This is a genomic window from Streptomyces koelreuteriae (genome assembly GCF_018604545.1).
Taxonomy (GTDB): Bacteria; Actinomycetota; Actinomycetes; order Streptomycetales; family Streptomycetaceae; genus Streptomyces; species Streptomyces koelreuteriae.
Map to the genome: position 1 here is coordinate 4,773,173 of NZ_CP075896.1, position 21,115 is coordinate 4,794,287.

Here is a 21,115-nt window from a genome sequence, read left to right on the forward strand (position 1 = left end):
CGGATGCTAACGGCTCAGGGTGCGACGAAGACGTAGCGCCGATAGGCGTAGAAGCGGAACAGGGTCGCGAGCACCCAGCCGAAGATCCGGGCGGTGTTGTCGCTGAGCGCCGAGTCGAGCCCGAGCAGCTGCCGGGAGGCGAAGACCGTGCCGGCGGTGATGGCGAGCCCGACCCCGTTCGCCACGAGAAACAGGACGAGTTCTTGGGTCACCTTCTCGCGGTGCTGGTCGCGGTAGGTCCAGTAGCGGTTCCCGACCCAGCTGAACAGCGCGGCCGCCGTCGTCGCGATGACGGACGCCTGCACCGGGGAGGTCCGCATCGGCCCGCCCTCCGCGCCGCCGGGCAGGCCGAAGACCAGCAGGTTGTAGCCGCCGTTGTCCACGACGAAGGCCAAGGCGCCGACGACTCCGAACTTGGCGGCCTCGCGCCAGACGCCCTTGACGGCGTCACGCGCACGCAGCGCGACAGTTGCGAGGACCGGCACACGGTGAGACTAACGGCCCGGCGCGCCCTCACCGACCAGACCCGCCCATATCGCATGATTTTAGTCGTATTCGGTGCCGGTCCGAGAGGAGCAGCCGTGGAACCGACGATCGCGTGTGTCGTGCCGTGTCACAACGAGGAGGCGGCCATCGGCAAGGTGGTCCGCGACCTGCGGGCGGCCCTCCCCGAGGCCGTCGTCTACGTGTACGACAACGCCTCCACCGACGCCACGGTGGAGATCGCCCGGGGAGCGGGCGCGATCGTCCGGGAGGAGACCCGCAAAGGCAAGGGCAATGTCATCCGGCGCGCCTTCGCCGACGTCGACGCCGACGCCCTGCTCCTCATCGACGGCGACGACACCTACGACGCCGCACGCGCCCGTGACCTGGTGGACCTGCTCTTCGAGGGGCCCTACGACCAGGTCGTCGGCGCCCGCCGGGTGACCGCCGACGGGGCCTACCGGGCGGGGCACGCGGTCGGCAACAAGGTGCTCACCGGGGCCGTGCGGTCCCTGTTCGGCAACGACGTGACCGACATGCTCAGCGGCTACCGGGTCTTCTCGCGGCGCTTCGTGAAGTCGTTCCCGGCGCTGGCCCGCGAGTTCGAGACCGAGACCGAGATGACGATCCACGCGCTGCACCTGCGGCTGCCCACCGCCGAGGTCGTCGTGGACTACCGGGTCCGACCGGCCGGCGGCGAGAGCAAGCTGCGCACCTACCGGGACGGCTGGCGCATCCTGCGGGTCATCCTCGATCTGGCGCGGCGCGAACGCCCCTCGCTCGTCCACACCGTGATCGCGGGCGTGCTGGCCCTGGTCTCGGTCATCCTCGGCATCCCCGTCATCGCCGACTTCATCGAGACGGGCACCGTGCCCCGCGTCCCCACGGCGATCCTCGCCGCCGCCATCATGACCATCGCCGCGCTCGTCCTGCTCGTGGGCTACATCCTCGAGTCCCTCATGCACATGCGGCAGGAGCAGTCCCGCCTCGTGCACCTCTCCTACCCGGCCCCCGCCCGCGCGCCGGACCGCACCGCCCATGGCGCCGGTACGGGCCCGGTGCCGGTCCGCAAGCCGGCCCACGGCGGCTGAGACCGCTGGATGCTGTGGGCGAATCGGCCGGGGTCCGGACCCTCTGTCGAAAACCGTGAACACTTTCGCGGAAAGTGTTCACGGTTTCCGGGGGAGGGGTGGGGGAGGGCGTGGCGTCCGTCGCCCCTGAAGAGGCGCACGCGCAGTACGATGATCGGAACCCCGCCTGCTGTACGGGGTCCCGTGACTGAGGAGATGCGTACCCGTGCCTGCCCGACTTCCTTCGTGGGCCTGGACGACCGGGCTGACCGTCGGAGCGATAGCCGCGGTGACGGTCCTGGCCGTGCAGGCGGACCGGGGCCCGCACCCCACCGCCTCGTCGGCCAAGCCGAAAAGCACGGCGTCGGCGGACACGCAGCCCACCCCTACCGCGTCCGCCCCGACCCGGGTGCCCGACGGCTCCGGCACCGGCCGGCGCATCGTCTACTCCCTCGGCGAGAAGCGGGTGTGGCTGGTCGACGCGAGCGAGGGCAGCCGCCGTACGTTCACCGTGTGGCCGGGCACGGTCAACCCCGACCCCGGCTCGTACACGGTGTCGTCGCGCAATGAGGGCACGACCGGCTCGGACGGCGTCCAGATCGAACACATCATGTACTTCGCCGCGAAGTCCGGTGTCTCCGTCGCCTTCTCCAACGCGGTCGACGGCGCCTCACCGCCGCCCGCCGCCTCCGGCACGCAGACGGGCGGAGTCCGGATGCGGAAGGCGGACGGCACGGCACTGTGGGCGTTCGGCACCGTCGGTACGACGGTGACCGTGGTCAGGTAGAAGAGGATTCCGTACGCGGGCCCGACAACTGGTTGACGATCAGCACGACACCGCTGAACAGGAAGACCCGGGTCGCCGCGTCCAGCCCGTTCCAGCTCTTCGACTGCCACATCGAGAACCACTCGCCGCCGACCCCGATGAACCCGGCCCCGAACAGCAACATCACCATCAGCAGCCCGTACGTCGACACCTGCCGGGCGCGCCGCTGATCACGTCTGGCCCACAGCCAGCTCCCCGCTATGAGGGCGAACGCGGCGACGGTCTCCCACGCGATGATCGCGATATAGGCGGCGTCCTGAAGTGTCTCGCTGGTGATGGCCCGCCACATCAGGTCCTCGTCCTTGAACGTGGTGTCCATGGCGAGCACATGCCGGACGAACTGCTGGTTGGTGCCGAAGTCGGTGATGTTCCCGAAGGCGACGAGCGTCATGTAGAGGGCGATGGTGGCGGTGAGCAGCGTGGCGGCAAGAGGCAGCGTGCCGCGTGAAGTGGGGGAGGTGGCCATGCCGATCATTCTCCCCGGACGCCGGGGCGAGCGCGAGACAATGACGACGGAAGCCGACCGGGCGAGACGAGGGGAACGTACGGATGGCGCAGCCGGGACCGTCGATGCAGGACCTGATACGGCAACGCACCCGGGCCGGCTTCGTCGGCAGGAGCGCCGAACGGGCCCTGTTCCGCGCCAACTTCGCCACCGCCCTGCACGACGAACGCCACCGCTTCCGCTTCCATGTGCACGGCAACGCGGGCGTCGGAAAGACCTTTCTGGTGCGGGAGTTGGAGCAGATCGCCCGTGAACAGGGCGCGCTGACCGCGTACGTGGACGACAGCGCCGGCAGCGTGCCGGAGGTGATGGCGGAGATCAGCCGTCAGTTCGCCGCGCAGGGGCACAGGCTGAAGGAACTGAACCGCCTGCTCGCCGCCCACGAGGAGCGCCGCCACGAGGCGGCTCTGGCCGCCCTCGCCACCCTCGACGGGCAGGCGGCGGACACCGGCCCGTCGACGGGCGGGAGAGCGGTGGCCCGGGGCGGAATGATCGCGCTGGGGATGGTCCCGGTCGTCGGCCCCCTCGCGGGCATGCTCGACGCGGAGCAGTTCGCGGGCGGAGTGGACCGGTTCCGCGAGAGCGTCATGGCCCGCTTCCGCAACCACGAGGACGTGCAACTGGTCTTCGCCCCGGAGCAGGTGCTGACCCCGGTGCTCCTGCGCGAACTCGCGGACGCGGCGGCGTCGGCCCCCTGGATCGCCCTCTTCCTCGACACGTACGAGCGCACGGCCCCGTATCTGGACCACTGGCTGCACGAGACGATGACGACCGACCGCCACGGGGCCGTCCCCGCCACACTCGTCGTGGTCACGGCGGGCCAACGCCCCCTGGGCGCGACCCGCTGGGGCGGGGTGCGGGACTTCGTGGCGGAAGTACCCCTGGCCCCCTTCACCGAGGACGAGGCCCGCGGACTGCTGGCCGGCAAGGGCGTGACCGCCGAACCGGTCGTCGAGGAGGTACTGCGCCTCAGCGGCGGCCTCCCCGTCCTGGTCTCCACCCTCGCCGAGTCCCGCCCCACCGACGCGGACGACGTGGGCGACCCCAGCGCCACGGCGGTCGACCGCTTCCTGAAGTGGGAGCAGGACCCGGCACGCCGGGCCGCCGCGCTGTCCTGCGCACTGCCGAGATGGCTCGACGGCGATGTGTTCCGGGCGGCGGCCGACTGCCCCGAAGAGGAACTGGCCTCCCTCTACACGTGGTTGCGGGGCATGCCGTTCGTCGTCGAGCGGGGCGGGGGACGGCTGCGCTACCACGACGTCGTACGAGCGCCGATGCTGCGCGCCGAACGGCGACGGTCCCCACGCGAATGGGCCGGGCGGCAGCGACGGCTGGCACGGACGTTCAGGGAATGGCGGGAGGAGACCGGACGGGGGCTGGAGGACCTCTGGGCGGACGACACCTGGCGGGACCTGCGCCAGGCCGAGGCGTACCACCTCCTCTGCGCGGGCGACCGGGACGCACTGCCGCAGGCCCTGCGGGACTTCGTCCACGCCTGCGGCGCCGGTGAGGTCATGGCCGTGCGATGGGCCCGCGTCCTGGTGGACGCCGGACAGGACGCCGACGCGGAGCCGGTGGCCGAATGGGGAAGGAAGCTGACAACGGCACTCGACACGGAGAGCATCGCCGCGGCACTCGCCCTGCTGCTGAGCCACGCCGCACTCGACGCCCCGGACCAGGCCCGGGCCCGGGTGATCCGGGGCGACGAACTGCGCGGCGCGGGCGCGTACACGGATGCCCTCGCCGAGTACGACCGGGCCGTCGCCCTCGATCCCGATCTGGCCGTCGCCTACCGCTACCGGGCCGGGATCCGCGGGGACCTGGGCGACCACGACGCGGCGATCGCCGACCTCGACCGGGCCGTGGCGCTGGAGCCGAACCACGCCGGGTACGTCGCCCTGCGCGGCGAGCACCACCGCATCGCCCGGCACGACACGGAGGCGCTCCGGGACCTGACCGAAGCGATCCGCCTGGACCCGGCCAACGATTTCGCCTGGGCGTCCCGGGGCGCCACACACGAACGCCGGGGAGACCTGGACGCCGCCCTCTCCGACCTGGGCCGATCCCTGGACCTCAAGCCGGACTACGCCTGGGCCCTAGCCCGCCGCGCCCGCGTGTGGCGGTCCCTCGGCGACTCCGCCCGCCAACTGGCCGACCTCGACCGCGCCCTCGCCCTGACCCCCGACTGGCCGTGGGCCCGCTGCGAACGAGGCGACGCCCTGCGCACGGCCGGCCGCGACGAGGAAGCCGTCGCCGACCTCACCCACGCGCTCGCCCTGGACCCCGCCTACACCTCGGCGTACGCCAGCCGCGGCGCGTCCCTCGCCCACCTCGGCCGCCACACCGAAGCCCTCGCGGACCTGAACCGCGCAGTGGAACTCCGCCCGACCTACGTCTGGGCCCTGTGCCGCCGCGCCGCGCTCCACGCGACCATGGACCAGCACCAACAGGCCCGGGCGGACGTGGAACACGTACGCGACCTGGACCCCGGCGCCTTGCAACGCCTCCCGGATCCGGACCGCGCGGTACTGGGCCCGTTCCTCACGGGGTGAACATCGCCCCCGTCCCAGGGGTGTACATGACTCCACCCCCGAGACGGAGGACAGCCGGAGCGAGAATCGACACCCCTCCCCGTAGCGTCCTGAGCCATGAAGACCCCTGCCTTACTCCTGGCGCTTCTCACGGGGATGGCCGTCGCCGCCCCCCACCCCACCTCCCACGCGACCACGTGGAACTGCGAGGCGCCTCCGGGCCTGCAACACGCCTTGGACGAGCTCACCGGGAGACACCAACTCGCCGGAGCGGCGGCCGAGGTGACCGACCCGTCCTGCGGCCGCTGGACCTCCGCAGCCGGCCGGGCCGACCTCCGCACCGGACGGCCCATGAACGCCGAGGACCGTCTCCGCATCGGCAGCGTCACCAAGACCTTCACCGCCACCACGGTCCTGCAACTGGCGGACTGCCTCCCCGGCCTCGTCCAGGGCAACGGCTACGACGGCCGCGACATCACCGTGCGGGACCTTCTCCGCCACACCAGCGGACTCCCCGACCACGGCGACTCGCTGGCCACCGCCGACATCGACTGGCTGCGCCACCACCAGTTCACACCCCGAGAACTGGTCTCCCGGGCCCTGCAACTGCCGCCCCCCAAGGCCACATGGCACTACTCGACCACGAACTACATCCTGGCGGGCCTGGTCATCGAAAAGGTCACAGGCCACCCGGCGGAGAAGGAGATCTCCCGCCGGATCATCAAGCCCCTGAAACTGCGCGACACGTACTGGCCCGGCGACTCCGAGCACATCCGCGGTCGCCACTCCCGCAGCTACTTCACGACCGAGCGCGTGGACGGCACCGAGTGGAACACCTCGGCGGGCGGCGTGGGCGGCGCGCTGATCTCCACGCCCCGGGACGTGAACACGTTCTTCGAGGCCCTCCTGAACGGCCGTCTCCTCTCACGCCCCGGGCTGGCCGAGATGCGCAACACGGTCCCGGGCGACCCCGACCGACTGGGCCCGGACGGCCGCTACGGCCTCGGCCTGATCACCTCGCCCCTGTCCTGCGGAGACCACTGGACCGGCCACACCGGCTCCGTACGAGGCGGCCACAACACGATCTCCGCCGCCGCCCCCGACGGCCGTCAGGTCACCCTCGTCATCAACGAGTCCCCACGCACGGACGCGACCACGACGTCCCTCATCGCCGCGGTCGACACGGCACTCTGCGCGGACTGAGTATCCAGAAACTCGGACCAGGCACCGCCGGTGAATGCCAGACGGGCGCCGTCCCTGTTCTTGGAGTCGCGGATGTGGATGGTGGGGTGGGATATGGCGACCTCGACGCAATCAGCGTCGTCGTTGCCGCTGTAGCTGCTCTTGAACCAGTCGAGTTGGGTGCCCACGCCGCTGCTCTCAGTGCTCCGCCGCGAGTATCAGGAACTCGGACCAGGCACCGCCGGTGACGGCCAGGTGCGCGCCGTCCTTGTTCTTGGAGTCGCGGATGTGGATCGTGGGGTGGGATATGGCGACCTCGACGCAATCAGGACCGTCGTTGCTGCTGTAGCTGCTCTTGAACCAGTCGAGCTCAGTGGTCACGTCTCTTCTCCCAGAACTTTCTCAATGAAGGCCAGGGACTCCCGGGGTGAGAGGGCCTGGGCCCGGATCATTCCATAGCGCATGTCGAGGATCTGGGCCTCCCGCGGGTCGCTGATCACCCGGTTGTGCAACTGAGCCTCGAAGTGCCCCAGTGTCTTGCCCTCCTGGAGCTTCAGCACCCGGAACGGCCCCGCCATACCCGCGTGGTCCTCCCGGTCCGTCGGCATGACCTGGATCGACACATGCCGCAACTTGGCGACCTCCAACAGGTGTTCGAGCTGTTGGCGCAGCACCATTCTGCCCCCGATCGGCCGCCGTAGCGTCGTCTCTTCCTGGACAAAGGTGATGAGCGCTCGCGGCACGCGATCGAAGACGGCCTTCCGCGCCATGCGTGCGGCGACGTGCCGCTCGATCTCGTCCTCGGTGAATGCCGGCCGCCGCATGCCGTACAACGCCTGGGCGTACTCCGGTGTCTGGAGCAGTCCGTGGATCTGGTGGTTGTCGTAGGCCCCGAGTTCGACGGCCTCGTCCTCCAGCTTCGCCAGGTCCCTCACCTTCTTGGGATACCGGGCCTTCTCCACGTCCTCCTTCATCACGGCGAGTTTCCCGCCCGCCCCCAACACCTCATCCGCCTTGTCCAGGAAGTCCGGCTTGGGAACGCGCCGAGCGCGCTCCACCGACGAGACCATCTCCTCCCCGTACCCGATGGCGGAGCCCAACTCCGCCTGCCGCATCCCCGCGGCCTCGCGCCACATCTTGATCTGCCGACCGACCGTCCTCAGTACGGCCGCCGCTTCCTCGTCCTCCACGCTTCCCCTCCACTGACGTACGAGCCGTACGACCCCGTCAGGCGCCCGGACAGTCACGCTCCGTACCGAGGTCGTTGCTGTTCAGAGTAAGAACGACCGACCACGCTGGGTGACATGAGTCAGAAATCCCTCGCGGAAATCACCACCCCCGTACGCCACTTCACGATCCAGTTGTCCGCCACTCGAAGAGGTGCTCGACTGGCGCGGCTGCTCACCGCACGCCAACTCGACGAGTGGGGTGAGCCGTACGACGCCGCCGCGCAGGTCGTGGCGGAGCTGGCGTCCAACGCCGTGCTGCACGGACACGTCCGGGGCAGGGACTTCCGGCTCGGCCTGAAGCTGCGCCCCGACCGCGTGCTCCGCATCGAGGTCACGGACGCCCGGGGCGACCGGATCCCGCGCGTCCCCGACCCGGTGGAGAAGGACACCGAGGGCGGCAGGGGCTTACGCATCGTCGAGGCGTACACGGACCGCTGGGGCGTGACGGAAGCGCCGGCGAACGCCAAGACGGTCTGGGCTGAACTGGTTCTGCGCAACGGTGACTTGCCACCCTCGTCGATCTAGGGTGATCGGATGGACGTGGGGTCGGTGTTGATAGCCGTAGCCGGTGTGGCGGGAACTCTCGGGGGCGCGCTGCTCACCCAACGGGGCGCCGAGAAGGCCAAGCGGCGCGAGCTGGAGATGACGCAGACCATCCAGGAGGCCCGCGAGAACCGCGACCTCCGGCGCCGCTGCTACACGGAACTCCACCGCGACGCCCGCCAGTTCTGCACCGCGCTCAGCCGGCAGCTGTACGTCCTACGGGACCGCACCCCCGGCGACGAGGACATCCAGTCCCTGGAAGCGGCCAAGGACACCTACCGCGACCGCTGGTCCGAGGCGCTGATGATCGCCCCTGACCCGGTGATCACCCCGGCCCGAGACGTGAACGGCGCCCTCAACAGGGTCTACGGCCAGATCAAACGCCTGGAACAGGCGAACCCACGCCCCGGCGAGACCCTGCGCTCCGCCGCCGAGGCCCAGCACGCCATCTGGACACTGATAGCCGCCACGAGAGAAGCGATGCGCCGCGACCTCGGGATCACGGCCGAATCAGAGGACCGCCCCCACTCCTCCAGCGACGCCGACACGTTCTTCCGGGACTTCGACAACCCGAACGAGGACACCGGCGCCCGACCCTCGTCCTAGGCAGCCCGCCCGAGCTCCTTCTCCAGCAGCGTGAAGGACTTGGGCACGCCGCCCGGCTGTGGCTTGCCCTCCTTGTGGCCCACTACGCGGTAGCCCGCGTCGCGGTAGTACGCGGTGAGCTGGGTGTTGCCGGCCAGGCAGTCCAGGCGTACGTGGGTGCGGCCGGTCGCGGCCACGCGGGATTCCGCGTGGCGCAGCAGGAGCCGACCCGTGCCGGGCGTGGACGCGGACCGGTTCACCATGAGGCGGTGTACGTATCCGGCCACGGGCGGCTGCGGGCCCCACGCGGACTCGTCCGACCACCACAGTTCCCAGGCACCGGCGACCTCCCCGTCGGCCTCCGCGAGCCAGATCTCGCCGTGGGTCATGACGCGGCGGAAGTGGGACTCGTCGAGCTCTCCCGGCTGCCACTGCCCGGTGATGCCACGGGTCAGCATCCAGCGGGCCGCGTCGTCGCGGAGGCGGACGAGGGTGGACAGGTCGGACTCGGTGGCCGGGCGGACGCGTAGATCGTTCACGCGGGGATCCTCGCACACCTGTCCGAGGCGTCGAGTGCTCAGAGCGACAGTCCGTGAGCTGCCCGTGAAGGCGGGATTCCGCCCACTGAACCCACCGTCCCCGTTCGATTACAGTGCCTAGCTGTCGTACGTGTGGACGGTCCCTGGGAGGTCAAGGTGGGTGCGACTGCCGGCGCCGTCTGGGGCCGTACGGAGCAGCAGGACTACCGCAGCCGGGTGCGCGGGACGCTGCTCGGCGTGGCTGTGGGGGACGCGCTGGGCACGCCCGTGAACGGGCTGGGGATCGACGCGATCAGGGAGGCGCACGGGGCCGAGGGGCTGGTCGATCTGGCCCCGGCCTACGGCAGACGCGGTGCTGTCACGCACATCACGCAGCTCACCCTGTTCTCCGTGGACGGACTGATCCGGGCCCACGTGCGCCGCGACACCGGAGCCTGGCATCCGCCGACCGATGTGCACCGGGCGTATCTGCGCTGGGCCGCCACCCAGCGGGACTGGGGGCCCGACGAGCGCCGCAAGGACGACGGCTGGCTCGCCCGGGAGGAGTGGCTGTACGCGCGGCGGGACCCGCACCAGTCCCTGTTGCTGGGGCTCGGCGACGAGATCATGGGCACCCCGGACACGCCCAAGAACCCCGGTGAGGCCGGACCCGAGGCCGCGACCCGCTCCGCCCCGTTCGGGCTGCTCGTGGGCTGGGAGCCGCAGCTCGTCGCGCAGCTCGCCGTCGAGTGCGCGGCGCAGACCCACGGCCACCCCGCCGCCTCGCTCGCGGCGGGCGCGTACGCGGTGATCGTGCACGCCCTCGCCCTCGGCGAGAGCCTCGACGGTGCCGTGCAGCGCGCCTTCGCGATGCTGGCCGCCCGCCCCGGGCACCAGCCCGTCTCGGACGCCCTCCAGCACGCGCTGGGCGCCGTACGGCAGGGCATGCCCGGCCCGGAGCGCGTGACCGAGCTGTGCGGGGCCGGTACGGCGGAGAGCCTCGTCGGCGCCGCCGTGTACTGCGCCCTCGTCGCCGCCGACGTCCGCCACGGGCTCTGCCTCGCCGTCAACCACGACGGCCCGTCCGCCGCCACCGGCGCGCTGACCGGCGGCCTGCTCGGCGCCCTGCACGGGGAAACGGCCCTCCCCCCGGCCTGGCTGGCCGAGCTGGAGGGCCGCCCCACCGTCCTGGAGCTGGCCGACGACTTCGCCATGGAGATGACCCAGGGGCCCGCCCTGCACGGGCCCGGGGGGTCGTCGCCGGGGTGGCTCGCCCGCTACCCCCGCGCCTGAACCGGAGACCGGGCTCACTCCCGGGTCGTCGTCCGCACCACCCCGTCCGCCGGACCGGCCGGCGTCGGGATGGCGGCCGCCGCCGTCCCGTCCCCGTCCGTGTTGATCTTCTCGATCAGTGCCAGCCGCTCCGGGGTGTCCTCCGGCTTGATCCAGCCGACGAGGATGTAGAGGACCAGGGAGACCGCCAGCGGGATCGAGACCTGGTACTGGAGCGGGACGCCGCCCTCGACGTTCCAGTGGATCGGGTAGTTCACCAGCCAGAAGGCGAGCAGGCCCATCGACCAGCTGGTGAGGGCCGCGGTCGGTCCGGAGCGGCGGAACGCGCGCAGCAGGCCCAGCATCATCGGGATGGCCATCGGGCCCATCAGTCCGGCCACCCACTTGATGACGACGGTGATGATGTCCTTGAACGCGGGGGAGTTGACCTGCGTCGCCGCCGCCATGGACAGACCGAGGAAGACGACCGTCGCGATCCGGGCGACCCGCAGGCCCTGCCCCTGGTTCCACGTCCTGGCCCTGGACCAGATCACCGGCGCGCAGTCCCGGGTGAACACCGCCGCGATGGCGTTGGCGTCGGAGGAGCACATGGCCATGGTGTGCGAGAAGAAGCCGACGATGACGAGGCCCAGCAGGCCGTGCGGGAGGAGCTGTTCGGTCATCAGGGCGTAGGAGTCGGAGCCGTCCGGCTTCTGCGACTCGACCAGCAGCGGCGACATCCACATGGGGAAGAACAGCACCAGCGGCCAGACCAGCCACAGGATCGCCGAGAGCCGCGCGGAGCGTTCGGCCTCCTTCGCGTTCGGCGTGGCCATGTAGCGCTGGGCCTGGTTGAGCATGCCGCCGTTGTACTCGAAGAGCTTGATGAAGAGGAACGCGAGCAGGAAGACCGTGCCGTACGGGCCGACCAACGGCTTGTCGTGGCCCTGGAGTTCGGGGGAGTCCCAGACCCCGGAGAAGCCGCCGTGGTCGTCGAGCCGTACGAAGACGGCGACGAACATCGCGATGCCGGCCAGCAACTGGATGATGAACTGGCCCAGTTCGGTCAGCGCGTCCGCCCACAGGCCGCCGATCGTGCAGTAGACCGCCGTGATGCCGCCGGTGATGAGGATGCCCTGGTTGAGGGAGATCCCGGTGAAGACGGACAGCAGCGTGGCGATCGCCGCCCACTTGGCGCCCACGTCGACGATCTTCAGCAGCATGCCCGACCAGGCCAGCGCCTGCTGGGTCTTCAGGTCGTAGCGGTTCTTCAGGTACTCCAGCGGGGACGCCACATGGAGGCGTGAGCGTAACCGGTTGATGCGCGGCGCGAAGAGTTTGGACCCGATGGCGATGCCGAGGGCGATCGGGAAGGACCAGGTGACGAAGGAGGTGACGCCGTAGGTGTAGGCGATGCCCGCGTACCCGGTGAACATCACCGCGCTGTAGCCCGACATGTGGTGGGAGATGCCGGAGAGCCACCAGGGCATCTTGCCGCCGGCGGTGAAGAAGTCGCTGACGTTGTCCACGCGTTTGTGCGACCAGACGCCGATCGCGACCATCACGGCGAAATAGCCGATGAGCACGGCCCAGTCGAGACCGTTCATGTGCGCCCTCCCAGGGGTCAGCCCGGCGCTCATCGTGGGCGCTCCCGCGTGAACACGACAAGTGACGGTCAGGTCAAGGAGGGGTAAAAATGTTCGGCGTGATGGCCTCGGTTCATCTACATGAACTCATCGCATCAACTCCCCTGCGTTGACCAGCAATGACTGCCCGGTGATCGCCCGGGCCCGGTCCGACGCCAGGAACACCGCCGCGTCGGCCACATCCGAGTCCGCCGCCAACTCGGGCAGCGCCATCCGCCCGGTCAGCCGCTCCAGGACGGCATCCTCGGACACGCCCTCCGTCTGCGCCGTGAAGTGCACATACGCCTGCACCGGCGGCCCCCACATCCAGCCCGGCAGCACGGTGTTGACCCGGATCCGATGCGGCCCCAGCTCCCGCGCCAGCGAGTACATCGCGCTCGTCAGCGCCCCCTTCGACGCCGCGTACGCCGCCTGCCGCACCTGCGACGGAGCCGCCACCGCCGACTGCGTCCCGATGAACACCACCGCCCCGCCGCCGCCCTCCTTCAGCGCCGGCAGACAGGCCCGGGTCATCCGCAGCGTGCCCAGCAGATTCACGTCCAGCACCGCACGCCAGCTCTCGAAATCCGCGTCCTCGACACCGCCGAAGTAACTGTCCAGCGCGGCCACATGCACCACCGCGTCGATCCCCCCGAACCGCTCCACCGCCAGCCCCGCCAGCGCCTCGCACCGCGCCTCGTCGGTGATGTCGACGGCCCGGTGGGCGGTGCGCGCCCCGCCGGGGTCGAGCTCGGCTGCCGTCTTCGCCAGGCTCGCCTCCGTCCGGGCACCGAGCACGGCCCGCCCGCCGTCCCGCAGGACGGCCGCCACGACCTGCCGCCCCAGCCCGGCCCCGACCCCCGACACCACAACCGTCTTTCCCGCGAGCAGCGACATCGAAGACCTCCGGACCCCTGGCGCTATATCTGACGGAGCGTCAGAGTATGGGCCTGTCACCGACGAAGGGGAAGGGTCATGAGCGACGACACCCGCAGCGAGCTGTACGCCGAACTGGCCGCCGTCGGCCCCTACGGCACCCACCCCGGCCACGCCCTGATCACCATGGTCGAACCGCACCCGGGCCACGAGTACGCCTACAACCGCTGGTACGAGGACGACCACTACTACGCCGGCGCCATGGCCATGCCCTGGATGTACGCCGGCCGCCGCTGGGTCGCCACCCGGGACCTGCAACTCCTGCGCTACCCCGAGAAGTCGGCGATCGCCCAGCCCGTCACCACGGGCTGCTACCTCTCCACGTACTGGATCACCGACGGCCGCTACGACGACCACATGCGCTGGACGGTCGCCATCAACAAGCGCCTCAACCGCGACGGCCGCGTCTACCAGGGCCGCACCCACGTCCTCACCGCGTTCCAGGACCACGAGGCGACCGTGTACCGGGACGGCGCGGCGGGCCCCAGGGACCGGCACGCCCTCGACCACCCCTACGCCGGCCTGGTCCTCCAGGTCGTCGAGGCCGACACCCCCGAGCAGCGAACCGAGCTACTGGAATGGCTCCGCTCCCGCCACCTCCCGAAGCGCCTCGCGGGCTCCCCGGCGGCGATGGTGACGGCCTTCCGCCCCACCCCGCTCCCCGGCGACCGCATGACCTACGTCAAGCAGGTCGAGGGCGTCGACACCCGCCTGACCCTGCTGTGGTTCCTCCAGGCCGACCCCAGGGAGTGCTGGGAGAACCACTTCACCGGCCTCGACACGGCGGTGGCGGACTCGGGGCTCGGCAGAGTGGAGTTGGTGGCACCGTTCGTACCGACCCTGCCGGGCACCGACACCTACGTGGACCGGCTCCGCTGAGAACTCAGGCGATCAGCGCAGCTCCTGCGGGCAGGGCAGCCCCCGCGGGAACTGGTACGGCGCCGCCAGCCGGTACGTGCCCGCCTTCGGGGCGAGCAGCTCCGTCCAGCGGACGCCCTGCTCGTCCTCCTCGGTGTCCATCAGGCAGCCGTTGACGTTGACGTACGTCTTCGGCTCGCCCTCGGGCCGGTTCCTGGACTCCTCCGTCTCCTGGGGCGGCTTCAGGCTCTTGCCCTCGGAGTCGACGACGCTCAGCCAGGGCGTGTACGGGATGCGGACCAGAATCCGGCCCGGCTTCTTCACCTTGAGCACCATCTCGCCCTGCTCGGCCCGCTCGACGACGGTGTGGGGCTCGGCCAGCGGGGCGGGGTCGGTGACCTTGAAGAGCTGCCAGTTGGCGTCGCCCCAGACCTGGGTCAGATACGGCAGCCCGCGCTGCACCAGCGCCCGCTCCCGCACCCCGCCGTCGCCGTCCGGCTCGCCCTTGGGCAGCACGACGTAGTGCACGCCCCAGCGCCGCAGCCACTCGCGGTAGTTCGCCGAGTTGAGCGTGTCGTCGTAGAAGAGGGGGTTGCGCTCCATGTCGGCCTGGCGCATCCAGCCGCGGGCCAGGTTGACGTACGGCGCGAGCGCGGCGGCCTCCCGGTGGGAGCGGGCGGGGACGACCTCCACCCGGCCCTTCTCGGCGCCGACCTCCTGCAACTCGTTGAGCAGCGGCGCCAGCTCACGCGACCAGGACGCCGCCGGGGCGGTGTGCACGATGTCGTCGACCGTCTTGAAACCGATCCACCCGGCGAAGGCGACCATCGCGACCACGGCCGCGTACCACCTGCGGCCGCGCGGCACCGTGTACGGCAGCGCGGCCACCAGCGCGACCCCGGCGAACAGCATCGCGAGCCGCGTGATGTTGGACCCGATCTGGGAGCTGATCAGCCACACCAGCACCACGCCCAGCGCGTACACCGCCGCCGTCAGCCGGACCGTCTTCCAGTCGCTCGGCACCAGGACATAGGCGAGGACCGAGAACGCGACCGGCAGGATCACCGAGCCGAATATCATCGGCTGCGTCCCCGAGAAGGGGAACAGCAGCGCCGACACGCCCACCACCGCGCTCGGCGCCAGCCCCAGCGCCCACGCGCCCGGCCGCCGCTTCTGCAGGAACAGCGCGACCGCCACCAGGCCCACGAACAGACCCGCGACCGGCGACGCCATGGTGGCCAGCGCGGCCAGCGGCGCCGCGCACAGGGCCTTCGCCCAGCGCTTGTAACGCCACCGGTACGGCCAGCAGAACACCACGGAGACCGCGCCGAGCGCGAACATCATGCCGAGGCCGAACGTCACCCGCCCCGACACCGCGTTGCAGAACAGCCCGAACACGCCCGCCATCGACGCCCACAGAGGGTTGCGGACGGACCGGCTGCGCAGCAGGAGCAGCGTCAGCAGCCCGGCCGACACCGTCCCCGCGATCATCATCGTCGTCCGCACGCCGAGCACCGACATCAGATACGGCGACACGACGCTGTACGACACCGGGTGCATCCCGCCGTACCAGGCGAGGTTGTACGCCGAGTCCGGGTGCCGGCCGACGAACTCCGCCCACGCGTCCTGCGCGGCGAGGTCGCCGCCACTGTTCGCGAACGTGAAGAACCAGACGACGTGGAGCACTCCGGCGAGGCCGGTGACGGACAGGACGGGGTGGCGCAGCATGCGCTCACGCAGCGTCAGTACGGCGGCCCGAAGCCGGGTGTCGCGCTCACGGCCGGTCGTGCCGTCGGCGTCCCCCGCGTCGGCGCCGTGTGCGTCAGCGTCCCGTACGTCGGCCCGTGCTTCAGCGTCCGGTGGGTCGGCTTCCCGCGTCTCGGACATGCCTATTCGCGGGCCGGATACCGGGCCCGGATCGGCGTTCTCGGTGCGTGTCGGCTCCGCAGTGGCCACTGAAAGGCACTCCCCGTGTCCCGTCTTCTGTTCTCAGCTTCTGCTTCCCGGCCGCGTACCGTTCACCCTCGGTTCGCGACCGCGCCGCCGCGGACGGCGACCTGCCCCGATTCGGGACGCTAGCACGCACCCCGCCGAGCGGAGCCCGGACGGGCTGCGACCGGCGGGGTGCGGTGGTGCGAGTGGGCGTCCCGGGCTCAGCCGATGCGGGTGAGCTTGTCGGCGAAGCCCGGCTCCACGAGGTCCTCCTGGAGGGCGACCGGAACCTTGACCGCGCTGCTGCTGCCGTCACCGACGGTGAGCGTGCCCACCTTCTGGCCGGCCTTGGCCGTGTGCGGCAGCTCGTCCGCGGCGAACGTCAGCTTCACGGACAGGCCCGCCCAGCCGACCGCCGTGACGTCCTCGGTGACGGCGACCGGCGTACGGCCGCCAAGACCGTCGTCGGCGTACCCGACGATGTCGCCCTTCTTCAGGATCGTCGCCGACTCCAGCGCACCCTGCGCGGCCCGGATCAGCTGGTCGCCCTCGTGCAGCGCGGCACCCAGGATCGTGTTGTCCGGACCGCCGGCGGGCTGGCGCACCACGGCGCCGATGACCCGGTGGGTCTCGCCGTCGACGTCCTTCTTCGCGGAGAAGACGAGGTTGCCGAGCGCCGAGGTGGTGGTGCCGGTCTTGATGCCGGTGACGTCGTTGTAGCCGACCAGGCGGTTCCAGTTGTCGTGCTTGGTGCCCTTGTAGTCGACGTACGACATCATCGCCGCGACCTCGCGGAAGGCGGGCTGCTCCATGGCGGCGCGGGCGAGCTTCACCTGGTCCACGGCCGTGGACACGGTCGTGTTGTTCAGGCCCGAGGGGTCGGTGTATGTCGAGTTCTTCATGCCGAGGTCCTCGGCGGCGTCGTTCATCTTCTGCACGAACGCCTTCTCCGACCCCGCGTCCCAGCGGGCCAGCAGTCGCGCCACGTTGTTCGCGGACGCGATCAGGATGCTCTCCAGAGCCTCCCGCTGGGTGATCTTGTCGCCCTTCGTCACATCGACGGTGGACTCCTGGCCGGCGTCGGACTGGTCCTCGGCGGCCTGGTCGATCCCGATCTTCGGCCCGTCCTCACCGCTCTTCAGCGGGTGATCGCGCAGGATCACATAGGCGGTCATGACCTTGGCGACACTCGCGATCGGCACGGGCTTCTGCTCGCCGGACGAGCCGAACGTACCGATGCCCTGGACATCCAGCGCGGCCTGGCCGTCGGCCGGCCAGGGGATGTCGACCTTGCCGCCCTCGAAGGTGTAGCTGTCCTTCGCGCTGAGCTCCAGCGTGGGCGCCGGCAGCGGGCGCACGCTCTGCACGACCGCGAAGACGATCACCAGCAGCAGCGCCAGCGGCGTCCAGATCTTCACCCGCCGTACGGCCGTCCGCAGCGGGGTGTCCGGGGGCGGCGGGGTGTTCGTCAGCTCCGCCAGCATGTCCAGCGGCGGCCGCGGCGGCAACGGCTGCTGCGTGGTCCGCTCGGGGCTGACGGCGGGGACGGGGGCGGTGGCTTCGGCGGGGGCGGGCGCGGGGGCCGCCGGTGCGGCCGGCTTCCGCGTCGCCGGTTCGTCCAGCGGCTTGAGCGCGACGAACTTACTGGTCCGCTCGGCTTCCTTCTCGGGAGCGTCCTTGCCCTTGGCCGCACCCCCGATCTTCAACATCGTGGTCGGCTGATCGACGGCCGGCCGCGGCGCCTTGAACACAGCGGTGGGCTGATCGACCCGAGCCCCGGCGGAGCCGTCGTCCTCGTCTTCGTCGTCGCCCTTGCCGGACTCCGGTGCCTCACCGGTGCCTTCGCCTTCGGCGCCGGGGGAGGGGTCCTCGTCGGAGTCGTCAGCGTCGTCGGAGTCGTCGGTGGCGCGGGGGTCCTTGGGCTTGGTGACCTTGGCGTCGGTGTCTGCCGCGCTGTCGGCCTTCGACTCGGCCTTGGCGGCCTTGGCGTCGGCGTCCGGCGTGCTGTCGGTCTTCGGCTCGGCCTTCGAGTCGTCGGCGGCGCGGGGGGCCTTGGGCTTGGCGGCCTCGCCGTCGGCGTCCGCCGTGCTCTCGGTCTTCGGCTCGGCCTCGGCGTCGCTGTCCGCCGTGCTGTCCGCGTCGCTCGCCGCGCCGTCGTCCTCGGCGGGCTCACTGTCGGCGGCCTCGGACGCGGCGGTGTCCGGCTCGCTGTCGGTGTCGGCATCCGCCTCGGGGGCGTCCGCGTCCGTGGCGGAACGGTCCGCCTCGGGCTCGTCGTCCTCGTCCTGGCTCGCCTCCGAGCCCTCGGAGCCCTCCGACGCCGCCTCTGCGGCAGGGGCGTCCGCAGACCCGCCCGGGCTCTCGCCCGCGCCCTCGGCGGCCTTCTCGGGCTCCTGGTCGTCTCCGGAGCCCTTCTCGGCGCTCTCGGCGCTCTCGGCATCCTCGTCCCGGCCCTCGGCCGCGTCGGGCTTCTCATCCTCGTCCGCGTCCGCCGACGCGACCCACGCGGCCACCGCGTCCCGCAGCCGCCCGTCACTGCCCGAGGTGTCGTCACCCTGCCCGGAGCCGGAGGCCTCCGCGTCGCCGTCGCCGTCGCCCTGCTCGGCGTCAGGCGTCGCGTCGGCGGGCTCCTTGGAGTCGGACGCGTCATCGCTCGGAGCGTCCGTCGGCTCGTCCGGGGTGCGGACGGAGAACACACGGGTCGCCGTATCGACGCCGCCGCGTGCGGAGGACTTCTCCGTGTCCCGGGACACCGGGACGCGCGGGTCGCGGGGGGACTCCGCGGACGCCTCGCTCCTGGCCTCCGGAACCGGACTCGCGCTCCCCGACGTCTTCTGTTCCGACGACTCGCGCTGCTTCGACCTGTCGGGGGACTCGCCCGCCACCGATGCCTCCTCCTCGCGCCGCACTCCCCGCGTACGCGTAACGAACCGTGAACCGCCGCCGTGACACCGCTCCCCGGCGCTGTCCGAACCATGTACCAGTGTCCTGTGTACGGGTCGAACCCATCCGGTAGACGAGAACGACATACCTACTGGTTCCACTACGAACCGGTCACGCACCCTCGACAGACCAATGTGAGAGGGGTCACCCTGTCTTTCATCCACGCGGGGAGGCATGGATGGGCAGGAGCCGCAGAACACTTCCGGAGGAGCTTCTGCTGCTGGCATTGGACCCGACCACGGGTACCACTGCACAGCCGCAGTCGCTCGACCTCGGTCTGGCCGGAGCACAGCTAGTAGAGCTGGCGCTGGCCGGACGGATAGCCCCAGACGGGGATCGTATCGCCGTGGTGGCACCACGGCCGACTGGAGATCCGACACTGGACTGCGCATTGGAGTTGCTGCGAAGGCGTGGCGCTCCCGTGCGGGCCGTCCACTGGATCGGCGGGCCACGATTGGGGCTGCGCCAGACCTACCTCTCGCATCTGGAGCGATGCGGCATGGTGCATGCCGTGGCGGGCCAGATGTGCGGAGTGCTGCCGACGACTCGCTACCAGGCGACGGACACCGAGATCAGCCGGGAGATCAGGGCCAGGCTGGACTCCGCGATCCGCACCGGCGTACCGCCGGACCCGCGGACCGCCGCGCTCGCCGCACTGGCACACGCGGTCGGCCTCGGCAAGCACCTGTATCCGGGGAACGAGGGACGTTCGTCCCGGTCCCGGCTGCGGGACCTGATCAGGCACGACCCCATGGGCGGCCTCGTCGCGCACGCCGTGATGGACGTCCAGAACGGCGTGGCCGCGCAGCCGCGCCGCAACCCGGCACCGCCCGGCCGCCAGGCCGCCGGCGGAGCCAGGTCCGCACCGGAACCCGCCCGCGGTGTTCCGATGCAGCCGCACCGCGCGAGCATGGCCCGCGTCCCGGCCCACTGAGCCGCGCCGCACCACGAGCACCACGCCGCACCCACGACCCGGTCACGGGAGCCGCTGTCCGAGCGGGGCGGGGAGAGCACACACTCTCCCCGCCCCGCTCGGCGTGCCTGTCCGAACTGGCGTGTACCCGTCGCATATCCACCGTTTCCCAGCGGTAGGAAGCACCTTGGTGGCAGTCTGCTCAACAGCAGATACGCAAAGTAGAGGCACGCAGCCGGAGGTGCACGTTCCCGTGGCGTCCAATGTCAATCCCACCGTCAGGCGGCGCCGGCTGGGCCAGGAGCTCCGCAGGCTCCGCGAGCTCAAGGGCATGACGGCCGAAGAGGTCGCCGAGCGGCTGCTGGTGTCGCAGTCGAAGATCAGCAGGCTCGAGAACGGCCGGCGCAGCATCAGCCAGCGAGACGTGCGCGATCTGTGCGGCGTGTACGAGGTGGAGGACCAGCGCATCGTCGACTCGCTGATGCAGATGGCCAAGGACTCCCGGCAGCAGGGCTGGTGGCACGCCTTCGGGGACATCCCCTACAGCGTCTACATCGGCCTGGAGACGGACGCCGAGTCGCTCAGGGTCTACGAACCGCAGATCATCACCGGCCTGTTGCAGACGCGCGCGTACGCCGAGGCCATCATCCGGGGCGGCTCGCCCGAGGCGTCGGAGGCGGACAACGACAAGCGCGTCGAGGTCCGGCTGCGCCGGCAGGGACGTATCACCGCCGAGACGGACCCGCTGCGGCTGTGGGTGGTCCTGGACGAGGCGTCCCTGCACCGGATCGTCGGGAGCCGCCAGGTGATGCGCGAGCAGCTGGAGCACCTCGTCGAGATGTCCCAGCTGCCCCACATCACCGTGCAGGTCCTGCCGTTCGAGGTCGGCGCGCACGCCGGTATCAACGGCCAGTACTCGATCCTGGAGTTCGCCGACGCGGCCGACTCGAGCGTGGTGTACATCGAGGGCGTCACCAGCGACCTGTATCTGGAGAAGCCGCTCGACGTGCAGAAGTACACGGTGATGTACGAGCATCTGCGCGCCCAGTCGCTGAACGTGGACCAGTCGCGGCAGCTCATCGAGCGGATGGCGAAGGAGTACGCGCGGGGCTGGACCGGGGAGAAGTGACCTTTCGTCGGGCAAAGCGCGGGATGTTACACCCC

General features: G+C 70.8%; 20 protein-coding genes. 10 read left to right on the forward strand and 10 right to left on the reverse strand.

Annotated features, from left to right (window positions below):
• Positions 1-14 precede the first annotated feature (14 nt).
• Positions 15-485 carry a GtrA family protein gene (locus tag KJK29_RS21630; RefSeq protein WP_215120799.1) on the reverse strand — a complete coding sequence of 157 codons (471 nt, stop codon included), beginning with the start codon at positions 483-485 and terminating at the stop codon, positions 15-17.
• A 96-nt stretch (positions 486-581) separates the two neighbouring features.
• Here KJK29_RS21630 and KJK29_RS21635 point away from each other — a divergent pair, with 96 nt between their 5' ends.
• Together KJK29_RS21635 and KJK29_RS21640 are read left to right on the forward strand one after the other, a co-directional pair.
• Positions 582-1,574: a glycosyltransferase family 2 protein gene (locus tag KJK29_RS21635; protein WP_251057887.1), complete on the forward strand. Its 993-nt coding sequence runs from the start codon at positions 582-584 to the stop codon at positions 1,572-1,574.
• Positions 1,575-1,779: 205 nt separating this feature from the next.
• Positions 1,780-2,340 (forward strand): hypothetical protein, encoded by a 561-nt coding sequence (locus KJK29_RS21640; protein ID WP_215120801.1) that lies wholly within the window; start codon positions 1,780-1,782, stop codon positions 2,338-2,340.
• Here KJK29_RS21640 and KJK29_RS21645 read toward each other — a convergent pair.
• On the reverse strand, positions 2,333-2,845 hold the full coding sequence (locus KJK29_RS21645; RefSeq protein ID WP_215120802.1) for a DUF2165 domain-containing protein: 513 nt from the start codon (positions 2,843-2,845) through the stop codon (positions 2,333-2,335). The two genes, KJK29_RS21640 and KJK29_RS21645, sit on opposite strands and share 8 nt — an antisense overlap.
• Positions 2,846-2,928: 83 nt before the next feature.
• Here KJK29_RS21645 and KJK29_RS21650 point away from each other — a divergent pair, with 83 nt between their 5' ends.
• Both KJK29_RS21650 and KJK29_RS21655 read left to right on the forward strand, forming a co-directional pair.
• Positions 2,929-5,436: a tetratricopeptide repeat protein gene (locus tag KJK29_RS21650; RefSeq protein ID WP_215120803.1), complete on the forward strand. Its 2,508-nt coding sequence runs from the start codon at positions 2,929-2,931 to the stop codon at positions 5,434-5,436.
• Positions 5,437-5,532: 96 nt separating this feature from the next.
• Positions 5,533-6,618, forward strand: coding sequence for a serine hydrolase domain-containing protein (locus KJK29_RS21655; RefSeq protein ID WP_251057888.1), 1,086 nt, complete (start codon positions 5,533-5,535; stop codon positions 6,616-6,618).
• Here the strand turns inward: KJK29_RS21655 and KJK29_RS21660 are convergent.
• The 3 genes from KJK29_RS21660 to KJK29_RS21670 are packed head-to-tail and all read right to left on the reverse strand — an operon-like array spanning position 6,525 to position 7,787.
• Positions 6,525-6,785, reverse strand: coding sequence for a DUF397 domain-containing protein (locus KJK29_RS21660; protein ID WP_215120804.1), 261 nt, complete (start codon positions 6,783-6,785; stop codon positions 6,525-6,527). The genes KJK29_RS21655 and KJK29_RS21660 overlap by 94 nt on opposite strands.
• A 10-nt stretch (positions 6,786-6,795) precedes the next feature.
• Entirely contained in the window at positions 6,796-6,978 is a 183-nt protein-coding gene (locus KJK29_RS21665; RefSeq protein ID WP_215120805.1) for a DUF397 domain-containing protein, read from the reverse strand.
• Positions 6,975-7,787, reverse strand: a complete 813-nt coding sequence (locus tag KJK29_RS21670; protein WP_215120806.1) for a helix-turn-helix domain-containing protein — start codon at positions 7,785-7,787, stop codon at positions 6,975-6,977. Before KJK29_RS21670 ends, KJK29_RS21665 begins: the two co-directional genes overlap by 4 nt.
• Before the next feature lie 114 nt (positions 7,788-7,901).
• On the opposite strand from KJK29_RS21670, the gene KJK29_RS21675 reads away from it, so the two are divergent.
• The gene (locus KJK29_RS21675; protein WP_215120807.1) at positions 7,902-8,351 is read left to right on the forward strand and encodes an ATP-binding protein; all 450 of its coding nucleotides are present in this window, start codon (positions 7,902-7,904) and stop codon (positions 8,349-8,351) included.
• Positions 8,352-8,360: 9 nt separating this feature from the next.
• Positions 8,361-8,975 (forward strand): hypothetical protein, encoded by a 615-nt coding sequence (locus KJK29_RS21680; protein ID WP_251057889.1) that lies wholly within the window; start codon positions 8,361-8,363, stop codon positions 8,973-8,975.
• Here KJK29_RS21680 and KJK29_RS21685 read toward each other — a convergent pair.
• Positions 8,972-9,493: a GNAT family N-acetyltransferase gene (locus tag KJK29_RS21685; RefSeq protein WP_215120808.1), complete on the reverse strand. Its 522-nt coding sequence runs from the start codon at positions 9,491-9,493 to the stop codon at positions 8,972-8,974. The two genes, KJK29_RS21680 and KJK29_RS21685, sit on opposite strands and share 4 nt — an antisense overlap.
• Positions 9,494-9,649: 156 nt before the next feature.
• Between KJK29_RS21685 and KJK29_RS21690 the strand changes: the two genes are divergently transcribed.
• Positions 9,650-10,765, forward strand: coding sequence for an ADP-ribosylglycohydrolase family protein (locus KJK29_RS21690; protein WP_215120809.1), 1,116 nt, complete (start codon positions 9,650-9,652; stop codon positions 10,763-10,765).
• 14 nt (positions 10,766-10,779) lie between these two features.
• Here KJK29_RS21690 and KJK29_RS21695 read toward each other — a convergent pair whose 3' ends face one another.
• On the reverse strand, positions 10,780-12,351 hold the full coding sequence (locus tag KJK29_RS21695; protein ID WP_215120810.1) for a sodium:solute symporter family protein: 1,572 nt from the start codon (positions 12,349-12,351) through the stop codon (positions 10,780-10,782).
• Positions 12,352-12,477: 126 nt separating this feature from the next.
• A complete protein-coding gene (locus KJK29_RS21700) occupies positions 12,478-13,266 on the reverse strand; it encodes an SDR family oxidoreductase (protein WP_215120811.1) in 789 nt (262 codons plus the stop codon).
• A 78-nt stretch (positions 13,267-13,344) separates the two neighbouring features.
• On the opposite strand from KJK29_RS21700, the gene KJK29_RS21705 reads away from it, so the two are divergent.
• Positions 13,345-14,184 carry a hypothetical protein gene (locus tag KJK29_RS21705; RefSeq protein WP_215120812.1) on the forward strand — a complete coding sequence of 280 codons (840 nt, stop codon included), beginning with the start codon at positions 13,345-13,347 and terminating at the stop codon, positions 14,182-14,184.
• A 12-nt stretch (positions 14,185-14,196) separates the two neighbouring features.
• Here KJK29_RS21705 and KJK29_RS21710 read toward each other — a convergent pair whose 3' ends face one another.
• Complete coding sequence (locus KJK29_RS21710; protein ID WP_215120813.1) at positions 14,197-16,119, reverse strand: MFS transporter; 1,923 nt, start codon at positions 16,117-16,119, stop codon at positions 14,197-14,199.
• A 197-nt stretch (positions 16,120-16,316) separates the two neighbouring features.
• Positions 16,317-18,980, reverse strand: coding sequence for a D-alanyl-D-alanine carboxypeptidase (locus KJK29_RS21715; RefSeq protein ID WP_251057890.1), 2,664 nt, complete (start codon positions 18,978-18,980; stop codon positions 16,317-16,319).
• A gap of 236 nt (positions 18,981-19,216) precedes the next feature.
• Between KJK29_RS21715 and KJK29_RS21720 the strand changes: the two genes are divergently transcribed.
• On the forward strand, positions 19,217-19,972 hold the full coding sequence (locus tag KJK29_RS21720; protein WP_215120815.1) for a GOLPH3/VPS74 family protein: 756 nt from the start codon (positions 19,217-19,219) through the stop codon (positions 19,970-19,972).
• 232 nt (positions 19,973-20,204) lie between these two features.
• Complete coding sequence (locus tag KJK29_RS21725; protein WP_215120816.1) at positions 20,205-21,080, forward strand: helix-turn-helix domain-containing protein; 876 nt, start codon at positions 20,205-20,207, stop codon at positions 21,078-21,080.
• Positions 21,081-21,115 lie beyond the last annotated feature (35 nt).